At 68.5% G+C, this 22,607-nt stretch carries 20 protein-coding genes and 6 pseudogenes; 14 read left to right on the top strand and 12 right to left on the bottom strand.

Translation table 11 applies throughout. The features are described 5' to 3' along the window. Positions 1–117 precede the first annotated feature (117 nt). Positions 118–669 carry an LppU/SCO3897 family protein gene (locus EBN03_RS15515; protein WP_233608403.1) on the bottom strand — a complete coding sequence of 184 codons (552 nt, stop codon included), beginning with the start codon at positions 667–669 and terminating at the stop codon, positions 118–120. A gap of 145 nt (positions 670–814) precedes the next feature. On the opposite strand from EBN03_RS15515, the gene EBN03_RS15510 reads away from it, so the two are divergent. Further along, entirely contained in the window at positions 815–3,532 is a 2,718-nt protein-coding gene (locus tag EBN03_RS15510; protein ID WP_158675630.1) for an AAA family ATPase, read from the top strand. Positions 3,533–3,613: 81 nt separating this feature from the next. Then, on the top strand, positions 3,614–4,891 hold the full coding sequence (locus tag EBN03_RS15505; RefSeq protein WP_122188712.1) for an alpha/beta fold hydrolase: 1,278 nt from the start codon (positions 3,614–3,616) through the stop codon (positions 4,889–4,891). A gap of 27 nt (positions 4,892–4,918) precedes the next feature. On the opposite strand, the pseudogene EBN03_RS35085 reads toward EBN03_RS15505, so the two are convergent. The 3 genes and pseudogenes from EBN03_RS35085 to EBN03_RS15490 all read right to left on the bottom strand — a co-directional run. Beyond that, positions 4,919–5,172: pseudogene (locus tag EBN03_RS35085) on the bottom strand (transposase); the annotation flags it as partial. Between the two features lie 124 nt (positions 5,173–5,296). Beyond that, entirely contained in the window at positions 5,297–5,878 is a 582-nt protein-coding gene (locus EBN03_RS15495; RefSeq protein ID WP_122188710.1) for a dihydrofolate reductase family protein, read from the bottom strand. Between the two features lie 67 nt (positions 5,879–5,945). After that, positions 5,946–6,734, bottom strand: a complete 789-nt coding sequence (locus tag EBN03_RS15490) for a helix-turn-helix domain-containing protein (RefSeq protein WP_325052081.1) — start codon at positions 6,732–6,734, stop codon at positions 5,946–5,948. 122 nt (positions 6,735–6,856) lie between these two features. Between EBN03_RS15490 and EBN03_RS35080 the strand changes: the two are divergent. Together EBN03_RS35080 and EBN03_RS34145 are read left to right on the top strand one after the other, a co-directional pair. Further along, positions 6,857–7,075, top strand: a pseudogene (locus EBN03_RS35080) (arsenical pump-driving ATPase); the annotation flags it as partial. 237 nt (positions 7,076–7,312) lie between these two features. After that, positions 7,313–7,474, top strand: a complete 162-nt coding sequence (locus tag EBN03_RS34145) for a hypothetical protein (protein ID WP_158675628.1) — start codon at positions 7,313–7,315, stop codon at positions 7,472–7,474. 719 nt (positions 7,475–8,193) lie between these two features. On the opposite strand, the gene EBN03_RS15480 is transcribed toward EBN03_RS34145, so the two are convergent. Both EBN03_RS15480 and EBN03_RS15475 read right to left on the bottom strand, forming a co-directional pair. Next, complete coding sequence (locus EBN03_RS15480; protein WP_147471601.1) at positions 8,194–8,622, bottom strand: hypothetical protein; 429 nt, start codon at positions 8,620–8,622, stop codon at positions 8,194–8,196. A gap of 1,033 nt (positions 8,623–9,655) precedes the next feature. Next, positions 9,656–9,916 (bottom strand): annotated as a pseudogene (locus tag EBN03_RS15475) (IS982 family transposase); the annotation flags it as partial. A 259-nt stretch (positions 9,917–10,175) separates the two neighbouring features. Between EBN03_RS15475 and EBN03_RS15470 the strand changes: the two are divergent. Together EBN03_RS15470 and EBN03_RS15465 are read left to right on the top strand one after the other, a co-directional pair. Continuing rightward, positions 10,176–10,496: a hypothetical protein gene (locus tag EBN03_RS15470; protein ID WP_122188707.1), complete on the top strand. Its 321-nt coding sequence runs from the start codon at positions 10,176–10,178 to the stop codon at positions 10,494–10,496. A 343-nt stretch (positions 10,497–10,839) separates the two neighbouring features. Beyond that, complete coding sequence (locus EBN03_RS15465) at positions 10,840–12,378, top strand: FGGY-family carbohydrate kinase (protein ID WP_122188706.1); 1,539 nt, start codon at positions 10,840–10,842, stop codon at positions 12,376–12,378. On the opposite strand, the gene EBN03_RS15460 is transcribed toward EBN03_RS15465, so the two are convergent. The 3 genes from EBN03_RS15460 to EBN03_RS15450 all read right to left on the bottom strand — a co-directional run bounded on the left by EBN03_RS15460 (position 12,372) and on the right by EBN03_RS15450 (position 16,859). After that, positions 12,372–13,772 (bottom strand): xylulokinase, encoded by a 1,401-nt coding sequence (locus EBN03_RS15460; RefSeq protein WP_199742793.1) that lies wholly within the window; start codon positions 13,770–13,772, stop codon positions 12,372–12,374. The two genes, EBN03_RS15465 and EBN03_RS15460, sit on opposite strands and share 7 nt — an antisense overlap. Then, positions 13,769–14,779 carry a zinc-dependent alcohol dehydrogenase family protein gene (locus tag EBN03_RS15455; RefSeq protein WP_122188704.1) on the bottom strand — a complete coding sequence of 337 codons (1,011 nt, stop codon included), beginning with the start codon at positions 14,777–14,779 and terminating at the stop codon, positions 13,769–13,771. The genes EBN03_RS15460 and EBN03_RS15455 overlap by 4 nt, the downstream gene beginning before the upstream one ends. Positions 14,780–15,026: 247 nt before the next feature. Continuing rightward, a complete protein-coding gene (locus EBN03_RS15450; protein WP_122188703.1) occupies positions 15,027–16,859 on the bottom strand; it encodes a leucine-rich repeat domain-containing protein in 1,833 nt (610 codons plus the stop codon). 461 nt (positions 16,860–17,320) lie between these two features. On the opposite strand from EBN03_RS15450, the gene EBN03_RS15445 reads away from it, so the two are divergent. The 8 genes and pseudogenes from EBN03_RS15445 to arfB all read left to right on the top strand — a co-directional run bounded on the left by EBN03_RS15445 (position 17,321) and on the right by arfB (position 21,184). Beyond that, a complete protein-coding gene (locus tag EBN03_RS15445) occupies positions 17,321–17,836 on the top strand; it encodes a methylated-DNA--[protein]-cysteine S-methyltransferase (RefSeq protein ID WP_122188702.1) in 516 nt (171 codons plus the stop codon). A 30-nt stretch (positions 17,837–17,866) separates the two neighbouring features. Beyond that, a pseudogene (locus tag EBN03_RS15440) lies at positions 17,867–18,229 on the top strand (methylated-DNA--[protein]-cysteine S-methyltransferase); the annotation flags it as partial. A 13-nt stretch (positions 18,230–18,242) separates the two neighbouring features. Continuing rightward, positions 18,243–18,470: pseudogene (locus EBN03_RS15435) on the top strand (2OG-Fe(II) oxygenase); the annotation flags it as partial. Further along, the gene (locus tag EBN03_RS15430; protein ID WP_122188700.1) at positions 18,467–18,733 is read left to right on the top strand and encodes an Ada metal-binding domain-containing protein; all 267 of its coding nucleotides are present in this window, start codon (positions 18,467–18,469) and stop codon (positions 18,731–18,733) included. The pseudogene EBN03_RS15435 and the gene EBN03_RS15430, both read left to right, overlap by 4 nt. Further along, positions 18,730–19,239 carry a hypothetical protein gene (locus EBN03_RS15425; protein WP_122188699.1) on the top strand — a complete coding sequence of 170 codons (510 nt, stop codon included), beginning with the start codon at positions 18,730–18,732 and terminating at the stop codon, positions 19,237–19,239. Before EBN03_RS15430 ends, EBN03_RS15425 begins: the two co-directional genes overlap by 4 nt. A gap of 302 nt (positions 19,240–19,541) precedes the next feature. Continuing rightward, the gene (locus EBN03_RS15415; RefSeq protein ID WP_122188697.1) at positions 19,542–19,913 is read left to right on the top strand and encodes a hypothetical protein; all 372 of its coding nucleotides are present in this window, start codon (positions 19,542–19,544) and stop codon (positions 19,911–19,913) included. Continuing rightward, a complete protein-coding gene (locus tag EBN03_RS15410) occupies positions 19,910–20,560 on the top strand; it encodes an LON peptidase substrate-binding domain-containing protein (RefSeq protein WP_407671151.1) in 651 nt (216 codons plus the stop codon). The genes EBN03_RS15415 and EBN03_RS15410 overlap by 4 nt, the downstream gene beginning before the upstream one ends. 207 nt (positions 20,561–20,767) lie before the next feature. Beyond that, entirely contained in the window at positions 20,768–21,184 is a 417-nt protein-coding gene (arfB, locus tag EBN03_RS15405) for an alternative ribosome rescue aminoacyl-tRNA hydrolase ArfB (RefSeq protein ID WP_199742792.1), read from the top strand. Between the two features lie 11 nt (positions 21,185–21,195). Here the strand turns inward: arfB and EBN03_RS15400 are convergent, their stop codons facing one another. From EBN03_RS15400 to EBN03_RS34555, 3 genes and pseudogenes are all read right to left on the bottom strand, one after another. After that, positions 21,196–21,402: a hypothetical protein gene (locus tag EBN03_RS15400; RefSeq protein WP_147471600.1), complete on the bottom strand. Its 207-nt coding sequence runs from the start codon at positions 21,400–21,402 to the stop codon at positions 21,196–21,198. Positions 21,403–21,733: 331 nt separating this feature from the next. Next, entirely contained in the window at positions 21,734–22,273 is a 540-nt protein-coding gene (locus EBN03_RS33760; RefSeq protein ID WP_147471599.1) for a hypothetical protein, read from the bottom strand. A 58-nt stretch (positions 22,274–22,331) separates the two neighbouring features. Next, a pseudogene (locus EBN03_RS34555) lies at positions 22,332–22,493 on the bottom strand (integrase core domain-containing protein); the annotation flags it as partial. Positions 22,494–22,607: the final 114 nt, after the last annotated feature.

Raw genomic sequence — 22,607 nt, 5'->3', positions numbered from 1 at the left:
CCCGACGTATGCCAGGTCTCTTCATCAGGTGATCCGGGCCTTGGACCCGACCACAATGTGACAGGAACAGGTTCCGGCGTCCCGGTTACACCGCCGGATACGTGGCCGAATGTCGACCTACTGATCCTTCACACAGAAGGTGGTAGGCGGCTGCGCCAGGGTGATCACCTTGTCCGAGTCCGTGCCGCACAGGCTTTCGTCCGATCGGCCGTCGATCCGCAACACCACCCGGAAGCTCGCGTCTGCGGACCCACAGTCCGCGTACCGGTATCCGGTGATCGAACTCTCCTGGTAGCAGGCGCCTTCCTTGAAGTTCGGCGCCAAGCACAGGAAGGCCATCGAGACCCCGTTCAAGGTCTCCTCGTACGAGGTGTAATCGGCGGCGCAGTCGGCCTTCGTGTTGTGCACCTCGGCCACCTTGTACACCGCCTTCGGGGAGGCACAGTCCACGGGCTCGGACTTGGTGTCCACCATCGACCCGTCGATGACGTCGATGCAGTCGCCGACCTTCGATCGCCCGGTGTCGGAGGTATTCGCGTCCTTCACCGCGTTCGCGCCGTGCTGCACCACCGAGCAACCCGTCAGCACCGCGGCGGCGAGACTCACGGTGACGGGAACCAGCCGCCACCACCGGATCTCGCCCGTCCCACCCCGATACCTGGACCCCATGACCTCTTCCCTTCACCGATTGGTCGAACTCGGACAACCCAACCGGCCGCGGTCACCGGAAGCATCCGTGGAACTACGGGATCCGTGCGCCCGGCCCGGCTGCCGCTACGCTCGTGGACCGACCGTTCGTTCGACAGAGGAGCGCGTGATCCGGTCATTCGTCGGCCGTACCCGGGAACTGGCCACCCTGCACGAGGCCTGCGCGGCGCCCGGCGGCCCCCAGGTACTGCTCGTGGAAGGTCCCGCGGGCATCGGAAAGTCCCGGCTCGCCGGTGAGTTCACCCGCTCGGCCGCAGCGGCCGGGTGGCGCACGATCACCGTCTCGGGTACCGAATACGAGCGGTCCACGCCGGGCTACCTGCTGACCGACGCGATCGACGGCCTCGGCGGCACCGAACCCGCTCCTGCCGTGGCCGAGGTGCGAGCCGCGGCGAGGTGGCTGCGGGAACAGCTGGACACAGCGCCGACCGTTCTCGTCGTCGACGACGTGCACTGGGCCGACGCCGCGTCGCTGCGTGTACTCGCCGCGTTGATTCGGCAACGCCCGGCTACTACCCGGCTGCTGCTCGGCTATCGAACGGGTCTGTTTCCCGATGCACTCGGATCCGCTTTGCGGGCACCGGGAGTCGGCACCGTTCACGTGGTGGTGCCGCCGCTGCCGGATCACGAGGCCGCGATGATGCTGGCGGGGCGGCAGGTCGCTGGAACGGCCCGGCTGATCGACGTGGCACAGGGTAATCCGCTGTATCTGGAGTTGCTGGCGGAACTGACTCCGGCGGACTTCGATGCGGTGATCGGCGAGGATCCGGCCGCGGCGACGACCGGTAGTACCGGCTTGGATCGCACCATTCGCGCGGAGCTGGCCCAGCTGCCCACCCGCGAGAGCTCCGTGGCGCACGCCGCGGCGGTGTGCGGAGCCACCGGCGACATCGATCTACTGTGCGGCACAGCGGAACTCGACCGACACGAGGTGGAGGCCGCGTTGGACGAGCTGAGCCGTCGCGGCTGGATCCGCGTGGCCGGCGGCATCGTGGACTTTCGCCATCCGCTGGTTCGCGCGGCGGCGTATCGGCTTGCCGGTCAGGGCCGGCGGGTCGCGGCGCATGCCCGGGCGGCGCAGCTGTTGCGCGCGGCCGGCGCCTCGGCCGTCGCCCGGGCACGGCACGTGGAGCATGTGCTCGGGCGTGATGCGCAGGCCACAGCCGACCTGCTCGCCGCCGCTGAGCAGGTTCTGGCCACCGATCCCGCTACCGCTGCCCGGTGGGCGGCCGCCGCCCTCGACCAGGTTCCGGACCCCGACATCGCGCCCGGTGGGGCGGCGCGACTGCTGCTCGGTCAGGCCCTGCTGCTGTCCGGCGCGGTCGAGGAAGCCCGGCAGGTTCTGGTGGCGCTGCTCCCCGCTCCCGAGCACTCCTCGGGCGCTGAACAGGTCGAGGCGGCGTTGCTGTCGGCCCGCTGTGAACGGATCCTCGGGCGAGTGGACGCTGCGCGAAACCTTCTGTCCCGGACGATCGATCTGGTCACGCCGGGCGCGCGCGGACCCCTGCGCCTGGAAGCGGCCATCCTCGAACTTCAGGACGGGCGGGACCTCGACGGCGCACGCCGGGTCCGGGAACTGTTCGAATCCCCTGCGGTGCAGGATCCGGCCATCCGCGCCGCCGCCCTGACGCTGCGGAGTATGGGTCAGCTGCAGCAAGCGGACATCACCGGCGCGGCGGCCGGCTACCGGCTGGCGGAGCGGGAATTCGCTGGGCTCGACGACACCGAGTTGCTCGATGTCATCCATGCCGTCGCTGCCTGGGGCTGGCTGGCCTATTTCCTCGACGACCAGCGCGCCGGTCTGGTCCAGATCGAGCGGGCCGTCCGGGTGGGCTGTGCTCGGGGCCACAGTTTCATGCTCCCCGAGCTGCACACCATTCACGCATACACGCTGGCCAAACTGGGCCGTTACCCGGACGCGCTCACCGCTGCCGCGGATGCCGCCGAAACCGCCGAGCTGTACTCGTATCCCGGGATCGCGCCGCTGGCCGGAGCGATCAAGCTCCGGGTACTGGAGGAAACGGCGCCACGCTCGGAGGTCGTGCGGTGGTGGCGGACGATCGACGCGTTGCCCCGACCGGCCGTGCGGTGGTGGCGCGATGCCGTCGATGCCGCATTGTCGGAGATCGCCGCACGAATCGGCGACGCGAGCCTGACCGTCGAGCGGCAGGCGGCAGCGGTGCGGGCGGGGGCGGATGACGAGGTTCGCGCGCACCCGATGCAGGCGGCGGAGTTCGCCGTCGCGGCACTGAGTGCGGTCGAGCGCGGGGATCTCGACGCCGCCGCCGGTCTGGTGGACCGGGCCGAAGCCGCGGCGAACCGGCTCGGGCTGCCCGGCCAGCTGGCCGCCGCGGCCCGCGCACGCGCCGGATATCTCTGTGCCCGTGGCGATCTCGCGGCCGCTGCGGAAGCCGCTGCTGCGGCTGTCCTCGCCTACGGCCGGGCCGACATGCCGGTGTTCCGGGCCCAGGCGTTGCTGATGGCAGCGCGAATCGCGGGGCAGCGCGGGGATTTCGACCTCGCCACCGCCCGGATCGCCAGTGCGCGAAGCGCGTTCACCGTAGCGGGGGCGAGCGTGCTGCTGCATGCCGCGACCGCGGAACAACGGCGGCTGGCGGGAGGCCGAACCGTCAGCGGCGCAAACACATTGACCGACCGGGAACGACAGATCGCCGACCTGGCAGCGCAGGGGCTGTCGAACAAGGACATCGCCGGCCGGCTCCATCTGAGCCCGCGCACGGTCGAGGACCACCTCGGCCGCATCCTGCGCAAGCTCGGCCTCACCAGCCGCGCGGGGATCGCCCACACCCTGCACGGTCCCTAGGCGGTACGGACGAGACGACGGGACCTCGGTTCCGGGGGAATCCCTGATGTTCGGCGCCGCGCGTTCGGCTGGAATGTCACCGTGACACGACTGAGTGCAGGACGGCAGATCACTCGGCAGGCGGTCGCCACCACGGTCGGAATCGTCGGTTTGTTGGCGGCGGCATTGCTCGCAGCCGGGGCATTCTTCGGTGCGGCGATGCTGTTCGACTCCTGGCCAGCGCTGGCTGGCGTGGCCGTGATCGTGCTCGCGGCCGGCAGTTACGCCACTCTGGCAGTGTCGCTGCGGATCGCACACCGATCACTCCGGCGCGGAATCGTCCTGGCCGCCGCAGCGGGCCTGACGGTCACGATTGTGGTCGCCACGGCGGCCGCGGTGGGGACACCAGTCGCAGCGCCGGCGGTAACCGAGCCCCCGAACCTCGCCTACTGGCACCTGCCGACCGGTTCCACCATCGCCTACACCCACCGGCCCGCCGGCGTACCGAATCGTGGTGCTCCGGTCGTGTTCCTGCACGGCGGGCCGGGCACGGCCGGTGACGGCCTCCCCGCCGCGAGCGTGGCCCTCGCCGCCGCCGGATTCGACGTCTACTCCTACGACCAGTTCGGCGCCGGCCGCTCGAGCCGGGCGACGAATGTCGACGAGTACACCGTCACCCGCCAGGTCGACGACCTGGAGGCCATCCGGATCGCGCTCGGCGCGGACCGTATCGTGCCGGTCGGCCAGTCCTGGGGCGGCATCCTCGCCGCCCGCTACCTGGCCAAGCATCCCGACCGAGTGGCACGGGTGGTGTTCACCTCACCGGGAGCGATGTGGACGCCGGCCTACCCCGACGGGACAGACGGCAACCTGCGCGACGCAGAGACCCCCGACATGCGCGCCCGACTCGAACGAACCGGGGCACGGCTGACCATCGCCTCAGTGCTGCAGGCGATCAATCCCCGTGCGGCCCATAGCTTCTTCGGCGACGCCGAGGCAGACACCACCTTCCGGGAGCAGCTGGCGATACTCGCGCCGCTGGCTCAGGCACCGGACCACCGCGGATCACCGGTCCTCCCCGCGAATACGCCCGGCTACTGGGTGAACCAGATGACCGGAGCGGACCTGGCCAGAGTCGACGACCCACGACCGGCGCTGCGCAACGTGCAGGTGCCCGCGTTGATCATGCGCGGCCGATACGACTACAAGACTTGGCAGGTCACCGACGAGTACCGTCGCGTCCTGCCACGCTCCCGGCTGATCATCGTCCCCGACGCCGGCCACGCCATCGCAGCGGACCAGCCGGAACTGTACGAACGAGCACTCCTCGCCTTCCTCACCGACGCTCCGCTACCGCTGCCCGACGAGCCGGACAGGTGAGCGCAGGGTGTCCCGCCGGTGGCGCACCTGCAACGCCGCCTTCTCCAGCTCCGCCTCGGCGAGAAGCCTTTCAGGGTGGAGTTCGCGTTCGAGGTCCTTCAACCATTTGGCGCCGTCGGCGTTCAACCCGCCGAACTGGTTGCGCCAGCGGTAGTCGGTAGCCTCGGTGATCTGGAGGGTCCGGCACACGTCGGCGATCTGTTTGCCCTCGCCCAGCAGCCGATTGCCTCGCCCAGCTTGCGCACGACCTGCTCAAGGTTGTGCCTCTTGCGTGTCACCATGGTCTTCGAGCCTTCCTGCCCACTTCCTGGGCCGCAACGGCTCTCACAGTCCCCGGACTGAAATCATGGGGTCAGGTCAGTGTCACCATCGCGGTGTACTTCTTCGTGTACCTACTCAGATCGGTCAGCGGCGCACCCGATAGCGCAGGTGAAGCACCCGGTTGCCTTGAATCACCACGTCTGGATCCTCCAACAGGTGCTGCGCGTCGACGGAACCGAAGTAGCGCTTACCGGACCCGAACACAATCGGCGCAACGTCCATGCGCACCTCGTCGACTAGCCCCGCGGCAAGCGCCTGCCCACCGACGTCGCCGGCGGCGACCTCGACAATGCGGTCACCCGCGAGCTCTCGTGCCTTGGCCACGGCCGCCTCGATGCCGTCGACGAAGTGAAACTGCGCCTTGGCCTCCCAGCCCTCGGGCCTACCCTGGTGGGTCACGACGACCACGTGGTCGATCCCGCTCGGAGGCGTCCCGTCCCAGCCCTCGGTCATGTCGAAGACGTGGCGGCCGGCGATCGTCACTCCGATCTGGTCCCAGTACGGCCGGATGTAGTCGTAGGACTTCTGCGACACCTTCAAGAAGCCGCTGTCGTCCAACGGCACGTCACCGCTGGACAACCACTCGAACAGTGGACCGGGGTCGTCGTTCTCGGCCGCGATGAAGCCATCCACCGACACCGACGCGTACATGACCAGCTTGCCCACGGGCTTCCTCCTCTACGTTGGGGTGCCCCAAGTTTGGCGTGTCGTGAGCTGCCGCTCTTGTAAGAAATCAATCGGCTGGCAGCGGCCAGCCGTCCAACACGTGAGCGGGATGATCGCGCAGGAATTGCTGCCGTACTTCGACGTACCGGGTCGGCGTCAGACCGGTGAACTCCCGGAACTCGTGGCCGAAGTGGGCCTGGTCGAAATAGCCTGCGCCCGCCGCGACATCGCCCCAGTCGATCGGTGCGGCGAAGTTGATCGCCAACATGGTGGCGGTAAAGCGGTAGCTGCGCGCCAGCCGCTTCGGCGTGACGCCGATGACCTCCTTGAACCGCTTTGCCAAATAGGTGCTGCTGACACCGGCTGCCACGCCGAGGTCGCTGATCGCCACCGCCCCGCCGGTCGCCGCGATGACGCTGCTCGTGCGGCGGACCAGTTCCAGACCGTCGGTCTCGCGCAGCCGTCGCATCAACCCATCCTCGAGCATCGTCAGCATCTCGTGCGGGGCGTCCGCCGAGGAAAGCCGGTCACGCAGCTCAGCAATCGCGGGCCGGCCCCAAATCTGCTCCACCGTCGCCGGCCGGTCGCACAACTCGGCCGCTGGCATCGGCAGGAACGGCGCCAGCCCCCACGGCTTGAAGTGCACGCCGACGGACCGGGTCCGGGGTGGGTAGCCGAACTCCCACGCGCGGGTGGGCGTAGTGACCACGCAGCCGTCGGCGTACTCCGCCGCCTGGTCGGCGGTGCCGGCGCGGACGCGGAACGGCGCCCCGAGGTTGACGATGAGCAACGGCGCCGGCGCCGCCGGCAGCGTCAGCCGGGCGTACGGCGGGGGCCCCCTCCAGGTAGTAAAGATCGTCGATCAGCCCGTCCAGCGGCGGCCGCGGCACTCTGGACACGTACTCCACGCCCACATCATCGCAGAAGGCCCGACTGGCATCGCGCGCCCGAATGGTCCGGCCGCGCCGCCGCCAGCATCGGCAGATGGGCCCGAACCGGACCTTCACCACGCCGCTGATGCGGCTACAGAACCCAGACGAAACCAAGGTCGTGCCTGTCACCCTCGTCGAAGCCACACCGGTGCAGGAAGCCGCCGAACTGCAAGCCGACCTGCGGCGCGCCGGAATCGAGCCCTGGGCGTGGGTCGTCGACAACAGCCTCGCCGCCGCCCGGCCACTGCCGCAACGCCTACAACGGCACGGCCACAGTCGGTTCCGACGGCACCGCGACCCTGCAGTGGAGGCCGGCCACTGGCGGTCAGCGGACCGTCACCGCGGAGTACTCCGGCGCCGGCACAGTCAACGCGTCCTCGGACCGCGCCTCGGTCGTGGTCACCGGCGGAACGAGTGGCGGCACCGGATCGTTTGCCGGACTGGGTTTCCTGGGCAGTCTGAGCGCCGGTAAGTAGCAGGCTGCGGCAGTCCCCTCGCCCTGGTGACCATCGATGTCACCGGGGCGATCGGTGGTGGGCCCGGCGGCGCATCGGATTCGCTTGCCGCTCACATCAAGACCATGGACGCCAACGGACAGGACCGTGCACGCCGCCACGGCTCGGACGGTTCGGTGCCCTCGCCACGACAGTCTCGGGGTGACTGAGTCCCAGGTGGCGACCAGTGCGTATCCTTACGCGATCGGTCTGCGACCGAACGGATTTCGGGCACCTCGACTGTGGCCCGGCGGTGTAGACGTGGGTCCGTTGCAACATTCATCGGCCACGGTCGGTGGCCTCGAGGTCGGCTTCGACAACGGAAAGCATCTACCGCACTACCCGACACGACAGCACAATGAAATTGAATCGAAACCGTGGGGTAAAGACGGGGTGGCGGAATAAAAGCAGGTCGGACCCAGCATGAAATCGGGCCCGACCTGTATTGATGGGTGGGCCCAACACTTCACAACGCGAACACCCTGACGGCGGTTGGGCCACAGATTCGGTTCCGACCGGTCAGCACCCGCGCGGCGAGCAAGATCGGCCAGCTGTTTTGCTGGCAGTACACTCGGCATGGTTGCGGACCCGTAACAGTCGGCCCAACAGTACCGATACAGGCACGGACCCCAGCACCCATAAACCAAGAACCACCCATAGCGCAGTCATAATCGCGATATTCCGCCCATCTGTGCGACGACAGTTTTGACTCGCAACGATTGCGTCGGCCGATCGTGTCCCGGCCGGGCGCTTTCTCAACGTGTTCGGAATGCAAGGTCCGGCATAGAATTTGCGGTCGCGCTCACTTGCTGGGCGACCCATCAGAATGTCGGCCGGGGCGGCCCACCGAGTGCGGCATGGCGCCGAAATCTTCTGACCGAGGTCGAGTTCACCCCCACGGAGCAGAGCGACCGGTGCAGGAGGGCCCGCCTGAGACCCCCGCGGAACGTGAGGCCGGGTACCACGTTCGCTCGAAACCGACCGGCACGGACCGGTGCCGTACTCGTGACGGTTCGGTGCGTGTCCGCGGCGTTGCATCACCGATACTGACGCAGGTCAGAGCGGTATCGATCTCGATCAGCTCGACCAGCACATCGCGCTGCCCCGTCAGGACCTGCCATGCCGCGGCGATCGGCGCAACCAGATCCGCATTGGTCCCGCGGTCGCGGCCCGCACGTACAGTGATCGTGACCACCGCTTCGCCGAGCGGGCGGCCGCCGAACGCCGACGTCGGTGCGTATTCCACGAACACGACTTCCACCAGCTCCCGGGGAACCCAGGTCACCTCATTGTGGATGTCGGCCAACGTCGCGGCCATCCGGACCCTGGTCACGGAGTCCAGGGAACCTGCCGGAATGAAACACTGATACAGATACACACTTATCCTTCGCAGCCTTCTTTTGTCCGAAAAGGGTCGGCCAGGCGCCGCTGATCTCTCGCGGTAGGCAGTATCGGAATCGGTGATACCGAACCTGCCTCAGCTGGCACCAGCTGAGCGTTCAGCGCCCGCCGCGGGCTGTAGTGACAGGCGGCGCGGGTCTATTCAGCTCGACGCGAGATCGATTGTACGAGTACCGCTTCTGCGACCGACGAATTTCCATGATCGCCATCGCTGGACCGTGATAATGACTGGCGTACACACACCCCCCTCCGACTTCCCTTCTCTGGTCGTTGAGATCCGGATTTCCGGAGCCGATCAAGGACCGGAGCAAGCTCATATGGCGTGAATCAGTGCGGCCACAGAATCTAGATCACGATCCGACTGTCGACATCAGCCTACTTTCCTCTTTGAGACATCACGCAATTAACGAAAAGAGCTGTCCTTTTATTCCAATTCGGGACCGTCCCCAATGCGACAAAACGGACACGTGGCAACGCCGGCGCCAGCTAACTCGGTGCGATCGGAGACATCGACCGAGACCCCGGGCGACCGCCGGACACGCAGGTGGATGGCCATGCGGTACAACCAGCACCAGCCACTCGCAGAACCGGATCCCGGCGGGTCGACTTCGCCTGTGCCCGCCGACCGGGTGTACGCGTCAGGAAGTTTGCCGGCTTCAGCGAGACACCGGGACACAGCCGCCCGAGCCTCGGCCCGAACCCGGACAGCGCTAGCCGCCGAAGGCACCTCACATCGTGTAGCGCAGAATCGCCGCAGCCGTCCCGCCACCGGGAACCGCAGGTCCGCGCACCGCCAGCACCCGGCCGTCGGTGAGCAGCACTCGGCGCGCGATCCGTCCAGGACATCGGAGCCCTCGGTATCGGAACCGAACTCGAGCGCGCCGTCGTCCCCTAGATGATTGATTCCCAATGGCGGCAGGCGCTTTGCGTCCGCCACCATTGGTTTGCCAGTGGTCGTAGGCGATGAGGGAGCGTTTGACAGGGTCGTCGATGCTCCAGTTGTGCCAGATCGCGGCGGCTAGGGCGAGCAGGCGTTGGGCGATGCGGGCATAGACCCCGGTAGGTGTGCGGCCACCGTGGCGTTCCAGGCCGAGCTGGTCCTTGCAGGTGTCGTAGATGGCCTCGATGCGTTGGCGGACATCGGCGAGCTTGCCGAAACGGTGTTTCTCGTTCTTGCGGTCGGGGCGAACCAGCAGCACATGCGCGGGGAGAACGCGCCGAAACGGCACCGACAGAACGTAGTGGCCAAGCCCTACCTCGCCGACGAACCACAGCCGTTCACCCCCGAACAGCTGACCGAGTTTCGTCGGCTCGAAGCAGAGTACTTCTCCCCCACGAACCGTCGACGTCGAGACCCGAAATTCAGGGACTACACGAGGCTGCTGTGCCGCTCGGCCCGGCGAGTGCGTAGCGATCCGCTGGACCGACGGGGTCGACCTCCAAGCCGGAACCGTAACCATCACCGGAACTGTGGTCGACACCGAAGTCCAGGTCCGGGAACTGCGACAGATTATCGAGCACTACCAGCTCGACGACCACGAGTTCACCGCGCCCGACGGTTGGCACAAGCTGGACGCCCAACGCGTGGTGTCAGTGGTCTACCGGCAGCCGTTCACGAAGAACGCGTCATCGATGGGCAAAACTGTGCGCGTCGGCGCCGAGACCCTGGCGATGCTGCGCCGACGAAAGCTGGCAGCGGCGCCGGGGCAGACATTCGTGATCCCGAGCAAGGCTGGTGGTGAACTCGGTGCCCATGGTCAGGTGGTGGGTGTGAGCACTGCGCACACATGATCGAGGAACTCGCCCGTCACGCACCGTGCGCGCCATCGCGTTCCCTTCGCGTCTGCCGGAACCAGCAGAAACACCCACCAGGCCGAGCTACCGACCTACACCGAGTCATCCACGGATTCAGGCTAGGCTGGCATGACGGTCGCATCCGGGCCCACCGCGGGCCGGGCTGCGATTCTGGTGGTCGGAATTGGATCCGCGACCCGGGAGAAGCCGACATGATCAGCGATCGCGACCACGCGACCGGGCCGGGTGTCTGCGCCCAGGAGCCGGGCGATCCGGAACCGCTCGCGGACCGCACCACCCCGCACCGGCGAGGGGGCCCGAACGGCGGAGGGGTGCGCTGATGTTCCTCGGTATCGATCTGGGCACCTCGAGCTCCAAGGGCGTCCTCGTCGACGAGTACGGCACCGTCGTGGCGAGAGCCGAACGCGCACACGGTGTTTCGACGCCTCGTCCCGGCTGGGCGGAACACGACGCCGAAACCGTCTGGTGGGCCGATTTCGTGGCGATCGCCGCCGAACTGGTGGCCGCGTGTGGCGACCGGAACAGGCTGCGCGCCTTGGCGGTCAGCGGTATCGGTCCCTGCCTGCTGCCGGCGGATGCGTCCGGGAACCCCCTGCGCCCGGCGATCCTGTACGGGGTCGACACCCGGGCGACAGCCGAAATCGCTGAGCTGAACGCCGAATTGGGCGAGGCGGCGGTGCTCGCGCGATCCGGCTCACCGCTCACCACCCAGGCCGTCGGCCCCAAGCTCCGCTGGGTCGCTCGCCATGAGCCCGCGGTCGCCGCCGACACCCGGATGCTGTTGATGGCGAGTTCGTTTCTCGTGCACCGGCTCACCGGCCGATATGTACTCGACCACCAGTCGGCCAGCCAGTGCGTGCCGATGTACGACCTGCGCAGGCGGGAGTGGGCGATGGATCGGTCCGAGGCCGTCGCCCCCGGGCTGATCCTGCCGGAGTTGTGCTGGCCCACCGAGATCGTCGGGCAGGTGACGCCGGCCGCGGCCGCGGTCACCGGTCTCCCCGCAGGGCTGCCGGTCACCACCGGAACCATCGACGCCTGGGCCGAGGCCGCCAGCGTCGGCGTGCGGGCGCCCGGCGACGCCATGATCATGTACGGCACCACCATGTTCCTGGTGCAGGTGCTGACCGATCCGCACCCACATCCCGGGCTGTGGAGCACCTGCGGAACCTGGCCCGGCACATACACTCTCGCGGCGGGGATGGCGACCTCCGGAGCCGTCACCGACTGGCTGCGGCGGCTCGTCGGCGGCGAGTTCGCCGATCTGATCCGGGCTGCCGACGAAGTGCCCGCCGGCAGCCGCGGGCTGATCCTGGTGCCGTACTTCGCTGGTGAGCGCACGCCGCTGTTCGATCCCGACGCTCGTGGTCTCGTCGCCGGCCTCACGCTCGGCCACGGTCGCGCCGAGCTGTATCGGGCGGCGCTGGAGGGCATCGGCTACGGGGTGCGCCACAATCTCGAGGCCATGGCGGCGGCGGGTGGGCACGCTCGCCGCCTCGTCGCCGTCGGTGGCGGCACCAAGGGGGGCCTGTGGACCCGGATCGTCTCCGACATCATCGGCCTGCCCCAGCAACTTCCGGCCGAGACCGTCGGCGCATGCCTCGGCGATGCCCTGCTGGCCGCCGAGGCGACGGGACTGGACACCTCGCGGTGGAATCCGGTGGTGGCGACCGTCGAGCCGGACCCCGCCCGCACAGCCCGATACGACGGCTACTACGCCCACTACCGCCGACTCTACGAATCCACCAGGGACACAACACATTTCCTCGCCGCAGAGCATCGATCGGCTGCGGCGCCCGGCTACGGTCCCGAATCGCCGAGCGGAGGCGGCAGCGGGCATCGGGTGCCGGGTCACTGATGGTGCAGTAATTTCCGGACCGTGGCGTATCGGTCGCGGATATCCCGGCCGGTGCCACCGGCCGGAGCCGGGACTTCGACCATGGCCGGTGTAGCCCATACCGGAGGTTCGTCCGTACCCGCCAGCGTCCAGGCGGCCTGCCGGGCCGCGCCGAGGGCGACGTACTCCTGTGGTTGCGGCACCGCGACAGTGAGATCGAAGATCTGGGCGGCGATTTCGGCGACGAGGCGGCTCGCGGCGGCTCCGCCGATGAGCAGGACACGGCTCGGCTCGACGCCGGTCGCCCGCAGCCGGTCGAGGGAGTCGGCGAGATTGCACAACATCCCTTCGATCGCAGCCCGTGCCACGTGCCGCGGCAGAATGTTGTCCATGGTCAGGCCGTGCAGGGTTCCGGTCGCCGCCGGCAGATTCGGGGTGCGCTCGCCGGTGAGGTACGGCAGCAGGGTCAGCCCCGCTGATCCAGGAATCGATTGCCGGGCAAGCTGTTCCAGAGCGGTCACCTCGACGCCGAGGCCCGCGGCGGTGCCGGCGAGTATGCGGGCGGCATTGAGCGTGCACACCAGCGGCAGGAAGGCGCCGGTGGCATCGGCGAATCCGTTGATCGCACCGGTCGGGTCCGCACTGGGACGCCGACTGCGGGTGTAGACGGTGCCGCTGGTGCCCAGCGACACCACGACATCACCATCGCAGAGACCCAATCCCAGTGCAGCGGCGGGATTGTCGCCGGTGCCGGCCGCCACCAGCACCCCCTCGGGAGTATGACCGGCCGCCTCGGCCGGACCCAGCACCCGCGGCAGCCTCGGCTGTCGGCCGCGGAATGCCAGCGCGACAAGGTCTTCGCGATACCGCCCGTCCGCCGGCGACCAGTAGCCGGTACTCGATGCGTCACCGCGGTCGGTCGTGGGCTCGATATCCGCGGTGCCGCCGCGCAGCTGCCAGCTCAGGTAGTCGTGCGGCAGCACCACGCGCGCCACCCGATCGGCATTGCGAGGTTCATGATCGGCCAGCCAGCGCAGTTTGGCCACGGGATGCGCAGCCAGCGGTACGCTGCCGACCGCATCCGCCCAGGCCTGCGCTCCGCCGAACTCGGACACCAGATCGGCGGCCGCCGACGCCGACCGAGTGTCGTTCCACAACAAGGCATCCCGCACCGGCCGACCGGCCGCATCCAGGGCCACCATTCCCTGCTGCTGGCTCGCCACCGCGATCGCCGCCACCCCGTCCAGCATGCCGTCGCAGGCCGCGGCCAGTGCCTCCGACCATGCCCCGGGCGGCACCTCGGTGCCGTCGGGGTGCGGCATTTTCCGGTGCCGCAGTATCTCGCCGGTGTCACTCGCGCAGACCACGACCTTGCACGACTGTGTCGAGCTGTCGACGCCGGCCACCAGCATCAGGGCCGCCTCGGCGCCGTCGGGCGGATCTGGATCTTGCGGCCGATACCGGAGCGGAAAGTTCGCAGCGCCTCGTCGAATTCGGCGAGCGGGAAGTCGTGCGTGATCATCGTTTCGGCGTCGATCACTCCTGCTCCGAGCAGATCGACCGCGCGGCCGAAGCTGTGGACCACCGCCATGGACCCGACGATCGTCAGCTCGTCGTTGTAGATCCGGAACGGCGTGATCGAGGCCCGCGCCGCGGCGGGAGCGACGCCGAACTGCTGGAATGTACCGCCGCGGCGGACTCGGGCCAGCCCGTCCTCGATGGCGTCGATCACGCCCGTGCAGTCGATGACGATCTCCCAGCCTTCGGGCCGGTCGAGCTGGTCGGCGTCCACCGCCGCCGCATCGGCGCCCAGCGTGCGGGCCATCGCCAGCCGTGCCTCGTTGACGTCGACCACCGAAACCGATCCCGCCCCGGCCGCGATAGCCAGCTGGAGCATGAGTAGTCCCATCGTGCCGGCACCGTAGATCAGATAGTGCGAACCCAGCTGCCGCGGCAGTACATCGAAGCCGTGCACCGCACACGACAACGGCTCCACCAGCGCGCCATGTGTGGCCGGGACATGACCGGGCAGCCGATAGCAGTTGGCGGCCGGAGCTGCCACGTATTCGGCCATCGCACCGTCGACGGTGTCGCCGATCGCGCCCCAGTTCTCGCACAGGTTGCCGCGGCCGATCGCGCAGAAGTGACACCGCGCGCAGAACAACGACGGATCGACGGCGATCATGTCCCCGATCCGCACTCCGGCGGCCTGTCCGCCGACCGCCACGACCTCACCGGCGAACTCATGGCCGGGCACAATCGGATAGGCCGTCGGCGGGAACTCTCCGGCGACGATGTGGATATCGGTTCCGCAGATGCCGACCGCGCCGACCCGGATCACCGCCTCCTCGGCGCCGGGCGTGGGATCGGGAACCGTTTCCACCGAGAATTGTCCGGGTTTGTCGATCACCAGGGCGCGCATATTTCCACCTTGCACCCGACGTGCTCGCCGTCGGCGGATTTCAGCCAGAAGTTGCCGAACGGCATCGACAGAAGGTGATGGCGGACGCGGTGTCCTTGGTCGGTAGCCGGCTGGACGTGGCAGTGGGATCTGGATTCAAGGTTGAGCACGGGCCACACGGCTGCGGTGCCAGCGGTCGATGGCATCCGCCACGAGCTGCGGGTTGTCGGCCATCGGAAAGTGCAGCCCCCAGGGCACGGTGACCTGGTCAGGCCTGGGAATAGACGACGCCAACGCCGAACGAGTCGGCCCGGGCCCGGTGGACCCCTACGACCCCGAAGTCGATCCGGGCGCTCGGGTGCGCGGCGGTGATCCGGTCGCGGACCTCCCGGGGGAACCGGTTGCCGTAGAGGTCGGCGGCCTCGAGGTCGGGGAGCGTGTCGAAGTCGGGCGGCAGGTCTTCGAGGCCGTTGAACCGCAGGTCGACGGTCCGCAGCCGGCGGAACGTCCCGATCCCGGCGAAGTACTCGGGCTTGATCCGGCGGCGCTTGCCGTCCCGGCGCCACCTGTCGATCCGGAGTTCCTCCAGACCGGTCAGCTCCATGGCGCACAACTCCCGGAGGAAGACGTGCCCGGGCTCCGGGCCGCGGCTGCTCTGCCCGCCGAAGCCGAGGACCCGCAGCGCGGGCAGGCGGCCGAGGTCCGGCAGCGGGTCGCGCAGCAGACCGAGGCTGCCGCTGAGGTCGAGGCCCACCAGCCGGGTCAAGTTGAGCAAGCTGTCCGGGACGGTGTCGAAGTTGTTGCCGCTCAGATCGAGCCGGCGCAGGTTGGGGAAGGTGGTGACCACCTCGGGGAAGGTCAGCAGGTACCGGGCGGGACTGCCGGACATCGACACCTCCTCGACGCCGGTCAGGCCGCGCGCGGAGTCGGGGAACACGACGTTGGTGCCGTCGGCGACCAGCTTCCGCAGCCCGACCAGGCCGCCGAAGGTGTCCGGCAGCAGGAATCGCGTCGACTCGGGCGGCATCTGTCCCACCTCGTACTCCGCGCCGGTCTGGACGGACAGATCGGAGATGTCGAGTTCCTCCAGCGCGGACAGCCGCCCGACGGCGGCGGGCAGGGTGAACTCGACCTCGTTCTCGTCCAGGGACGAGTTGCCGGCGACCCGCAGTACCCGCAGCCCGGCCAGGTCGCCGATCGATCCGGGCAGGGCGGTCAACCCGCAGGCGCGCACCGACAGGTGCTCCAGTGCGGTGAGCGTCCCGATCTCCTCGGGCAGCTCGCGGATCGGATTGCGATCCAGGATCAGGGTGCGCAGCCACGGCATCCGAAGCACCTCGGCGGGGAACGCCTTCAGCTTGCGCCCGGTCAGGTCGAGATGGTCGGTCCGGTCGGCCAGGGCCCGGGACACCTGGTCGTCCAGCGTCGCGGCCGCCGACTCGCGCGCCGATCGGGCCCCGGGCCGCAGGACGGGCAGCCCGGCACGCAGCCGGTTCAGGAACGCGTCGATGTCCAGGCGACCCTCGTCGTCGACGACCTCGGCCACGAACGCCTCGCCGAGGCCGTTCCCGGCGACGAAGTCGGCGTCCCGGTCGCAAACGCCGAGGTTGTCCACCCAGCGCGCGCCCGGGGCCGACAGTGCCATGTAGTGGTCGAAGTGGATCACCCAGGGGGTGTCGATCACCCCGGCCGCCAGGGTGCCGTGGTTGTAATAGCCGTACACCATGTGGGTGAAGGTGCCGTCGTGGATGCGGATCTCGGCGTCGCCAGCTTCCAGCGTCGCGGCCCGGGTGTGGCCGCCGACGTAGAGCCCGGGCCGGTCCTCGTAGAGCGCGATCGGGCCGTCGACCGTCAGGTCACCGGTCACCACGATCAACTCGACATCGCTGTCGCCGTCGCTGTAGGCGTCGGCGTCCACACCGCGCAGCTCGGCGACGGCGGACAGGAAATCCCCGTCGAGGGTGAGGTCGCCCTCGAAGAACAGCACCGTGGGATCGTCGGGCTCGTCTCCCGCTCCCTCGAACTCGGCGGACAGCACGCCGCCCATGCGGGCGTCCACGTCGGCGTAGGACAAGAGGTCGGGCATGGAAAAGGTCGACATTCGGGACAGCTTAGGTACGGGCACCGACAGTCTGTGCGGACCTCGATTCCGCCCCGGTTCCGCCCTCAGTGCCGCCGCATCCGCACCCCGGCGTAAGACCATCGCCGCCGGCGCCAAGTCGTCCGAGCGCAGCCGGCGCGACCTCCCGCCGCCCGCGGATGTCCGGGAAGCATTGTGGCCGTTCGAGACTCATGGTCGGAGGACCGCTAGACGAACTCGGTCGCTACTGGTGGACGGATACAACCTGCCATTGACAGATACGGCCTGTAGTCACAGCCGTACCGCCGCGCCCGGCAACGGGTTCCACCCGACAGGAGACAGTTCGGGTGCGAGCCGCCGTTCCGCACGCCGGCTGGTATCTCGGATTGCGAAGTTCCCGGAAATCGGTGCTCTGCCGGATCTCACGTTCGGGTACTGCCGCGCGTCTACAGGTCGAGAACGTCAGAAAAGGGGATGCGCAGATGAGCACTCGGCACACCGTGATCGACACCGCCCAGCTCGGCCCGGTCACGATCGTCGCGACCGGCCCGGCGGTCACTGGCCTGTACTTCCGCCACCACATCCGCCGCCCTGCTGCCGAAACCCTCGGCCCGGAAGTGTCGTTCGTCGACGACCCGGTCCTGGGCGAAGCCGTGGGCCAGCTCCTGGAATACTTTCTCGGCCGACGCCGGACCTTCGAGCTGCCGTTGCACGCGGCCGGTGACGATTTCCAGCAGCGGGTATGGCGCGAGGTCACCGCCATCGAGTACGGCACGACCACCACCTACGGGCAGATCGCGGAGAACCTCGGCGACCGCCGCCTGGCCTATCGCGTCGGGCAGGCCGTCGGAGCGAACCCGCTGTGTGTCTTCGTCCCCTGTCATCGGGTGATCGGCGCGGACGGTTCGCTGACCGGGTACGCCGGAGGACTCGAGCGCAAGCGGGCCCTGCTCGAGCTCGAGGAGCCAGCGGTCGTCAGCGCGGGCAGGCTGTTCTGACTGTGGCGTACCCTGGCACGTCTGCACCGAATGCTGGAAACCCGTGCGGCACAGGCGGATCTGATCGACGTCGCCTACACCGTCACCGACACCCCCGTCGGGCCACTACTGCTCGCCGCCACTGGCAAGGGCCCGATCCGCGTCGCCTACGCCCGCGAGGACCACGACCGTGTTCTCGACACCCTCGTCCACAAGATCGGCCCCCGGATCCTGCGCGCGCCGGCCCAGCTGGCCGAGGTCCGCCGCGAGCTCGACGAGTACTTCGCCTACCGCCGCACGGCGTTCGACGTCCCGCTGGACCTGTCGCTCTCGCACGGGTTCCGGCAGCTGGTGCAGCAGCACCTGCCCGAGATCGGATACGGCCAGACCCGCAGCTACGCCCCGGTCGCGGCTGGACCGGCCCGGTATCGATCACACCGGTGGTGAGTTCCTGCTCGTCGAGCAACGCCCGCGTGCCCAGTCCCGGGGCAACGCCACCGTCATCCCCCAAGGGCACGGGCTGGTGTTCACCACCCGCGACCGGCCGGTGAAGTCCGCGCGGGGCTGGTCGGCGGCCCCGGTCCGCCACGGCGGGTCCACGGTCCGATCCGGACACCGCCGCACCCTGGCCCTGGTGTTCCACGACGCCGCATGACCGCCCCGGCCCGCACCTACCTTCTGCTCGACGCGGCCGGGCGGCCCTACCGCTCCGACACCGCCGGGGCGTGGGGCGGATACCGGCGCGGCCGGATCTACGGCCGCCTCGACTGCCCGTCGGCGTTGCGGGCCGTCGCCGCCGGCGGCTACGTGAAGTACCGGGTGTTCTTCGCCGACGAAGCCACGGCGATCGCCGCCGGATACCGGCCGTGCGCGGTGTGCTGCCCCGACCGCTACCGAACCTGGAAGACGACACGATGACCACTCCCCTGCTCTCGATCCGGCCCGTCACCGGCGACGAGGTGTCCGCCACTGCCGTCGAAATCGACTCTCTCGCAATACTTGCCCGCGAACGGGGCGCGCACACCCTCGCCCTGGGATCCGGGCGCACCCCTGGCGCTCTGGCCGCGACGGCCGCGCTCACCGAACGGTGGGAGAACGCCGGCGGCCGGGTCGCCGTGCACGTCACCTGGCCCGAGACGGCCGCGTCCTGGCTGCGGCAGGCCCGCCGCCTCGCCGCCGCGCCCGCGGACCTATGGGTAGTGACCGGTCCGACGCTGGGTTGGGCACAGATGACCCGGCGGCTGCTGTGGTCCACGGCCTGGACCGCCGCCGACACCCTCACGTTCGCCGCCCTCGACGACCCCGCCACCCTCGCCCTCGTCGGAACCGCCTACCTCGACGGCCTTACCGGCGTCGACCACAGCGGCGCTGCGTGGACCGTCACCGGCGGCGCCCGCCGGATGCTGCCCCCGAGTCCGCGGTGAGTACCTTGCTCGATCCGGCCGGCTGTGGCCGGGAGGTCGCCGACGGTGCGGTGCTGGTACCGGGCTGGCTGTCCACCTTCGCAGCGCGGAATCCACACGACATCCAGACGATAACCTCAGGGTCGACACTCTTCGGCAGCCCCTCGTACGCGAGTTCGCTTGCGGGCGCCCGGATGTCGGCCGGATCGGGACCGACCTCGACCAGAACTCGTGCGCCGCACCAGTGCGCGAGTTCGGCCAGATAGGCCTGCGCCGGACCACCTTGTGGTCCGAACCGTATCGGTGGGGATAGATTTGCCCACATGGCGCACGAACAGGTGAGTTCCGAACCGGACCTGGGTGCCGCGGTCACGGAGGCGCAGCGCCTGCTCGACCACGGCGATACCGCAGGTGCGCAGACGCCCCTCGCGCGGAGGTGGTCGGTCCCCGCAGGTGAACTCGAGCTGCGAGACAGGCTCGGCAAGCTCGTCGCGGGCCTGTCCCAGGCGCGGAGGGGTGGTCGCGCTGCGGCGGAGGATCCGCTCATGTGCGGCGCTGAGTTGGTCGGCCGGCGGCCCCCGCACGGTCTCGGCATCGGTTGGTTGCGGTCGTGGTCGCACACCGTGCAGGCTTCGGATACTGCCGGGCCTGCCCCTGTGGCCGACCTGCCCGTCCCGAGATCGAGGCTGCTGTGACGGATCTCGTGCGGACGGTCCCGATGTTCCCGCTCGGCGCGACGGTGCTGCCGGGGTCGGAGTTGCCGCTCAACGTGTTCGAGCCCCGCTATCAGGCGTTGGTGAACGACGTGCTCGCTGCACCGGATGGACCGGACTTCGGGGTCGTGCTCATCACGCGCGGCCACGAGGTCGGTGGTGGTGACGAGCGCAGCGACGTCGGTGTGTTGGTGCGTATCCGCAACCACCGCCAGATGTCCGGCGGGAGGTTCGCTCTCGACTGTGTTGCGGGACAACGCATCAAGGTGGTGTGCTGGCTGCCCGACGACCCGTATCCGCGGGCCGAGATCGCGGTCTGGCCGGACGAAGAGAACGGCTCGGAGTGGGTTGCGCTGCAGCAGGTCGACGCCGCTGTGATCCGGTTGCGCGAGACGCTGACGCGGCTGGCCCAGCGCCGCGAGCGTGGCGTGCCGCGGATCCCGACGACGGCGGATCTCTCGGGCTCGCCCGGGGAGCGGCTCTACTCGCTCGCCGCCCGGTGTCCGTTGGGGGATTCGGACCGGCAGACGGTGCTGGCGGCGCCGGGTGTCGCCGACCGTGCGCGGGTGCTGGCGGAGGCCCTCACGGGGGCGACCGAGATCGTCGAGTTCGAGCTCTTACAGTCCTGAGGAGCAGATCTTCCAGGACTCTGATGTGGTGGCCTGAATCCGCAGTCGATACTCGGACCACAGATAGACCTCGGGGACTTCCTCGGTAACGTTCCGAGCAATTTGTCGGCTCCGGCAGGATGGCTCGGGAGCGTGGAAGGCGGCGGGTCCGAGGTGGCCGGCGATCTGGCGGAGGACCGAGCACAGGGGCTGATTGTGGCCGAGGACATGATCGTGACTGGGACACTGGTGATCCCCGCGTCCGAGTTGCGCGAGCGGTTCTCACGCTCGTCCGGTCCGGGAGGGCAGAACGTCAACACTACGGACAGCCGAGTCGAGCTGTCGTTCGACCTCGCCAACTCGCCTTCCGTGCCGGAGTGGCTGCGCACCCGGATGCTCGACCGCCTGGCCACCCGGCTGGTCGACGGGGTCCTCACGATCGCAGCATCCGAGCAACGCGCCCAGCTGCAGAACCGCGCGGCCGCTCGCGAACGTCTGGCCTCGGTGTTACGTGATGCTGCCGCCGCGCCACCACCGGTTCGCCGCGCCACCAAGCCCTCGCGCGGAGCCAAGGAACGTCGTATCGCCGCGAAGAAGCGTCGTGGCGTCACTAAGCGCAACCGCCGCGCCGCCACCGACGACTAGCGGTGCAGAAGTCATGCGGTGGAACCTGGCACCGACCTGGCGAAGACCACCGGGCGCAGACTGAATTTGCTCGCCAACGAGATCTCCAGGTCCGCACTGTCTTCCGATGTGGCCGACTCACCGTGCCTGACCTTGCTCGCCGCGCCCAGCAGGCCGGTCGACACTCCGAACAACGCCGGCGGCAGTGCGGCGGTCCAGGTCAGATTGTTGATGAGCATCGATGGCACGTTCACACCACTCGGCGCGACAATCCGGAAGAAGACCGACGACAACCACCGCGCGACGTAGCCGACCACACCGCTGACAACGATCTACGTCGCCAACAACATGTGCCGCCGCTGGCGACGCTCGATCCCAGCCCGTGACGGGACCCCACGACTCGGTCCACCGCGCGTGAGAGCCCGGTTATCGGTGGATGCAGGTTGCAGCGTACCCGGCCGGCGTTCGGTAGCCCCACCGCGGAATGTCTTCGGCGATGGTTGCATTCGTCCTCCCAGCCGCTGTGACGTCTCGTTTGGTGAGATCGATCCGAACTCGATCGTCGGGAGGTCAGTGCAATTCGGTGCGTTCGCTGGAGACAGTCAGTGCGTGGCCGGGCGTTTCGCAGTGAATTGTGGTGGTGCTCATCGTGCAGAAGGCATCGTTGATGGCCAAGGTTCGCCCGTAGGGGAGGACCACCGGTTTAATTCGGTTGTTCTCGTCACGGTAAGTCATACTGTCGATCTGGCTGATCGTGGTGCAGTCGATACCGGAACCGTCCGCGCCGATATGCGCCTCGCGATGGTCGTCGGGACAGTGTGGAATGGGACCCGAGTTCGGCGGGCCGAGTTTACCGTCGCACGTCACCATGAGTTGGCTACGGTATGTCTGCACCGTGCACTTGAGTTCCTTCGACGGAGACATGAACTGGTAGCGCGGGTAGCCACCGCCGGGAATGCGGTAGTCATCCGAGGTTTGTATCGTCGAATCGAGTTGGGGAACGGCTGTTGTCCCGGTGGGTGCGAGTATTGCCGTGGTCGGAGCTGGGCCTGTGGGGCTTGGTGTCGATGTGGTGGTGGCCGCCGTTGAGCAGGCAGTCAGCGCCATCATGGCGAGCAGTGTGGCGGCTGCGACGCCCGGGGGATTCCCAGCCATGATCTCCCTCACGTTATGGATGCACGAGGAATATACCGCTACTGTAATACGTTGTGTCCCAATAGTATTCGCCCTTCCAGTCGCTGATCACGACCCGAGCGTGGGTCAGCGACCAGAAGCTGTTGATGTTGAGGCATTCGTCGCGCAGGCGGCCGTTATGGGCCACAACGGCTCCTCACAGTCCCCGGACTGAAATCATGGGGTCAGGTCACGCCCACAATCCTGGGCATCCGGACTCTCACAAACCCCGGACCCAACCATCGGGGTCACGTCAGATATGGCCCGTTGG

It is taken from the genome of Nocardia stercoris (genome assembly GCF_003696265.1).
In the GTDB taxonomy this organism is placed as follows: Bacteria; Actinomycetota; Actinomycetes; order Mycobacteriales; family Mycobacteriaceae; genus Nocardia; species Nocardia stercoris.
This window is presented reverse-complemented; position numbering and strand designations above follow the sequence as displayed.

Excerpts from the sequence above, each read along its gene's own strand:
- arfB (WP_199742792.1), top strand. The coding sequence starts at position 20,768 with ATGATCGTGACTGGGACACTGGTGATCCCCGCGTCCGAGTTGCGCGAG.
- EBN03_RS15480 (WP_147471601.1), bottom strand. The coding sequence starts at position 8,622 with ATGGCCGCGACGTTGGCCGACATCCACAATGAGGTGACCTGGGTTCCC.
- EBN03_RS15430 (WP_122188700.1), top strand. The coding sequence starts at position 18,467 with ATGACCGCCCCGGCCCGCACCTACCTTCTGCTCGACGCGGCCGGGCGG.
- EBN03_RS33760 (WP_147471599.1), bottom strand. The coding sequence starts at position 22,273 with ATGATGGCGCTGACTGCCTGCTCAACGGCGGCCACCACCACATCGACA.
- EBN03_RS15445 (WP_122188702.1), top strand. The coding sequence starts at position 17,321 with ATGAGCACTCGGCACACCGTGATCGACACCGCCCAGCTCGGCCCGGTC.
- EBN03_RS15450 (WP_122188703.1), bottom strand. The coding sequence starts at position 16,859 with ATGTCGACCTTTTCCATGCCCGACCTCTTGTCCTACGCCGACGTGGAC.
- EBN03_RS15465 (WP_122188706.1), top strand. The coding sequence starts at position 10,840 with ATGTTCCTCGGTATCGATCTGGGCACCTCGAGCTCCAAGGGCGTCCTC.
- EBN03_RS15400 (WP_147471600.1), bottom strand. The coding sequence starts at position 21,402 with ATGCTCATCAACAATCTGACCTGGACCGCCGCACTGCCGCCGGCGTTG.
- EBN03_RS15425 (WP_122188699.1), top strand. The coding sequence starts at position 18,730 with ATGACCACTCCCCTGCTCTCGATCCGGCCCGTCACCGGCGACGAGGTG.
- EBN03_RS15415 (WP_122188697.1), top strand. The coding sequence starts at position 19,542 with ATGGCGCACGAACAGGTGAGTTCCGAACCGGACCTGGGTGCCGCGGTC.
- EBN03_RS15455 (WP_122188704.1), bottom strand. The coding sequence starts at position 14,779 with ATGCGCGCCCTGGTGATCGACAAACCCGGACAATTCTCGGTGGAAACG.
- EBN03_RS15515 (WP_233608403.1), bottom strand. The coding sequence starts at position 669 with ATGGGGTCCAGGTATCGGGGTGGGACGGGCGAGATCCGGTGGTGGCGG.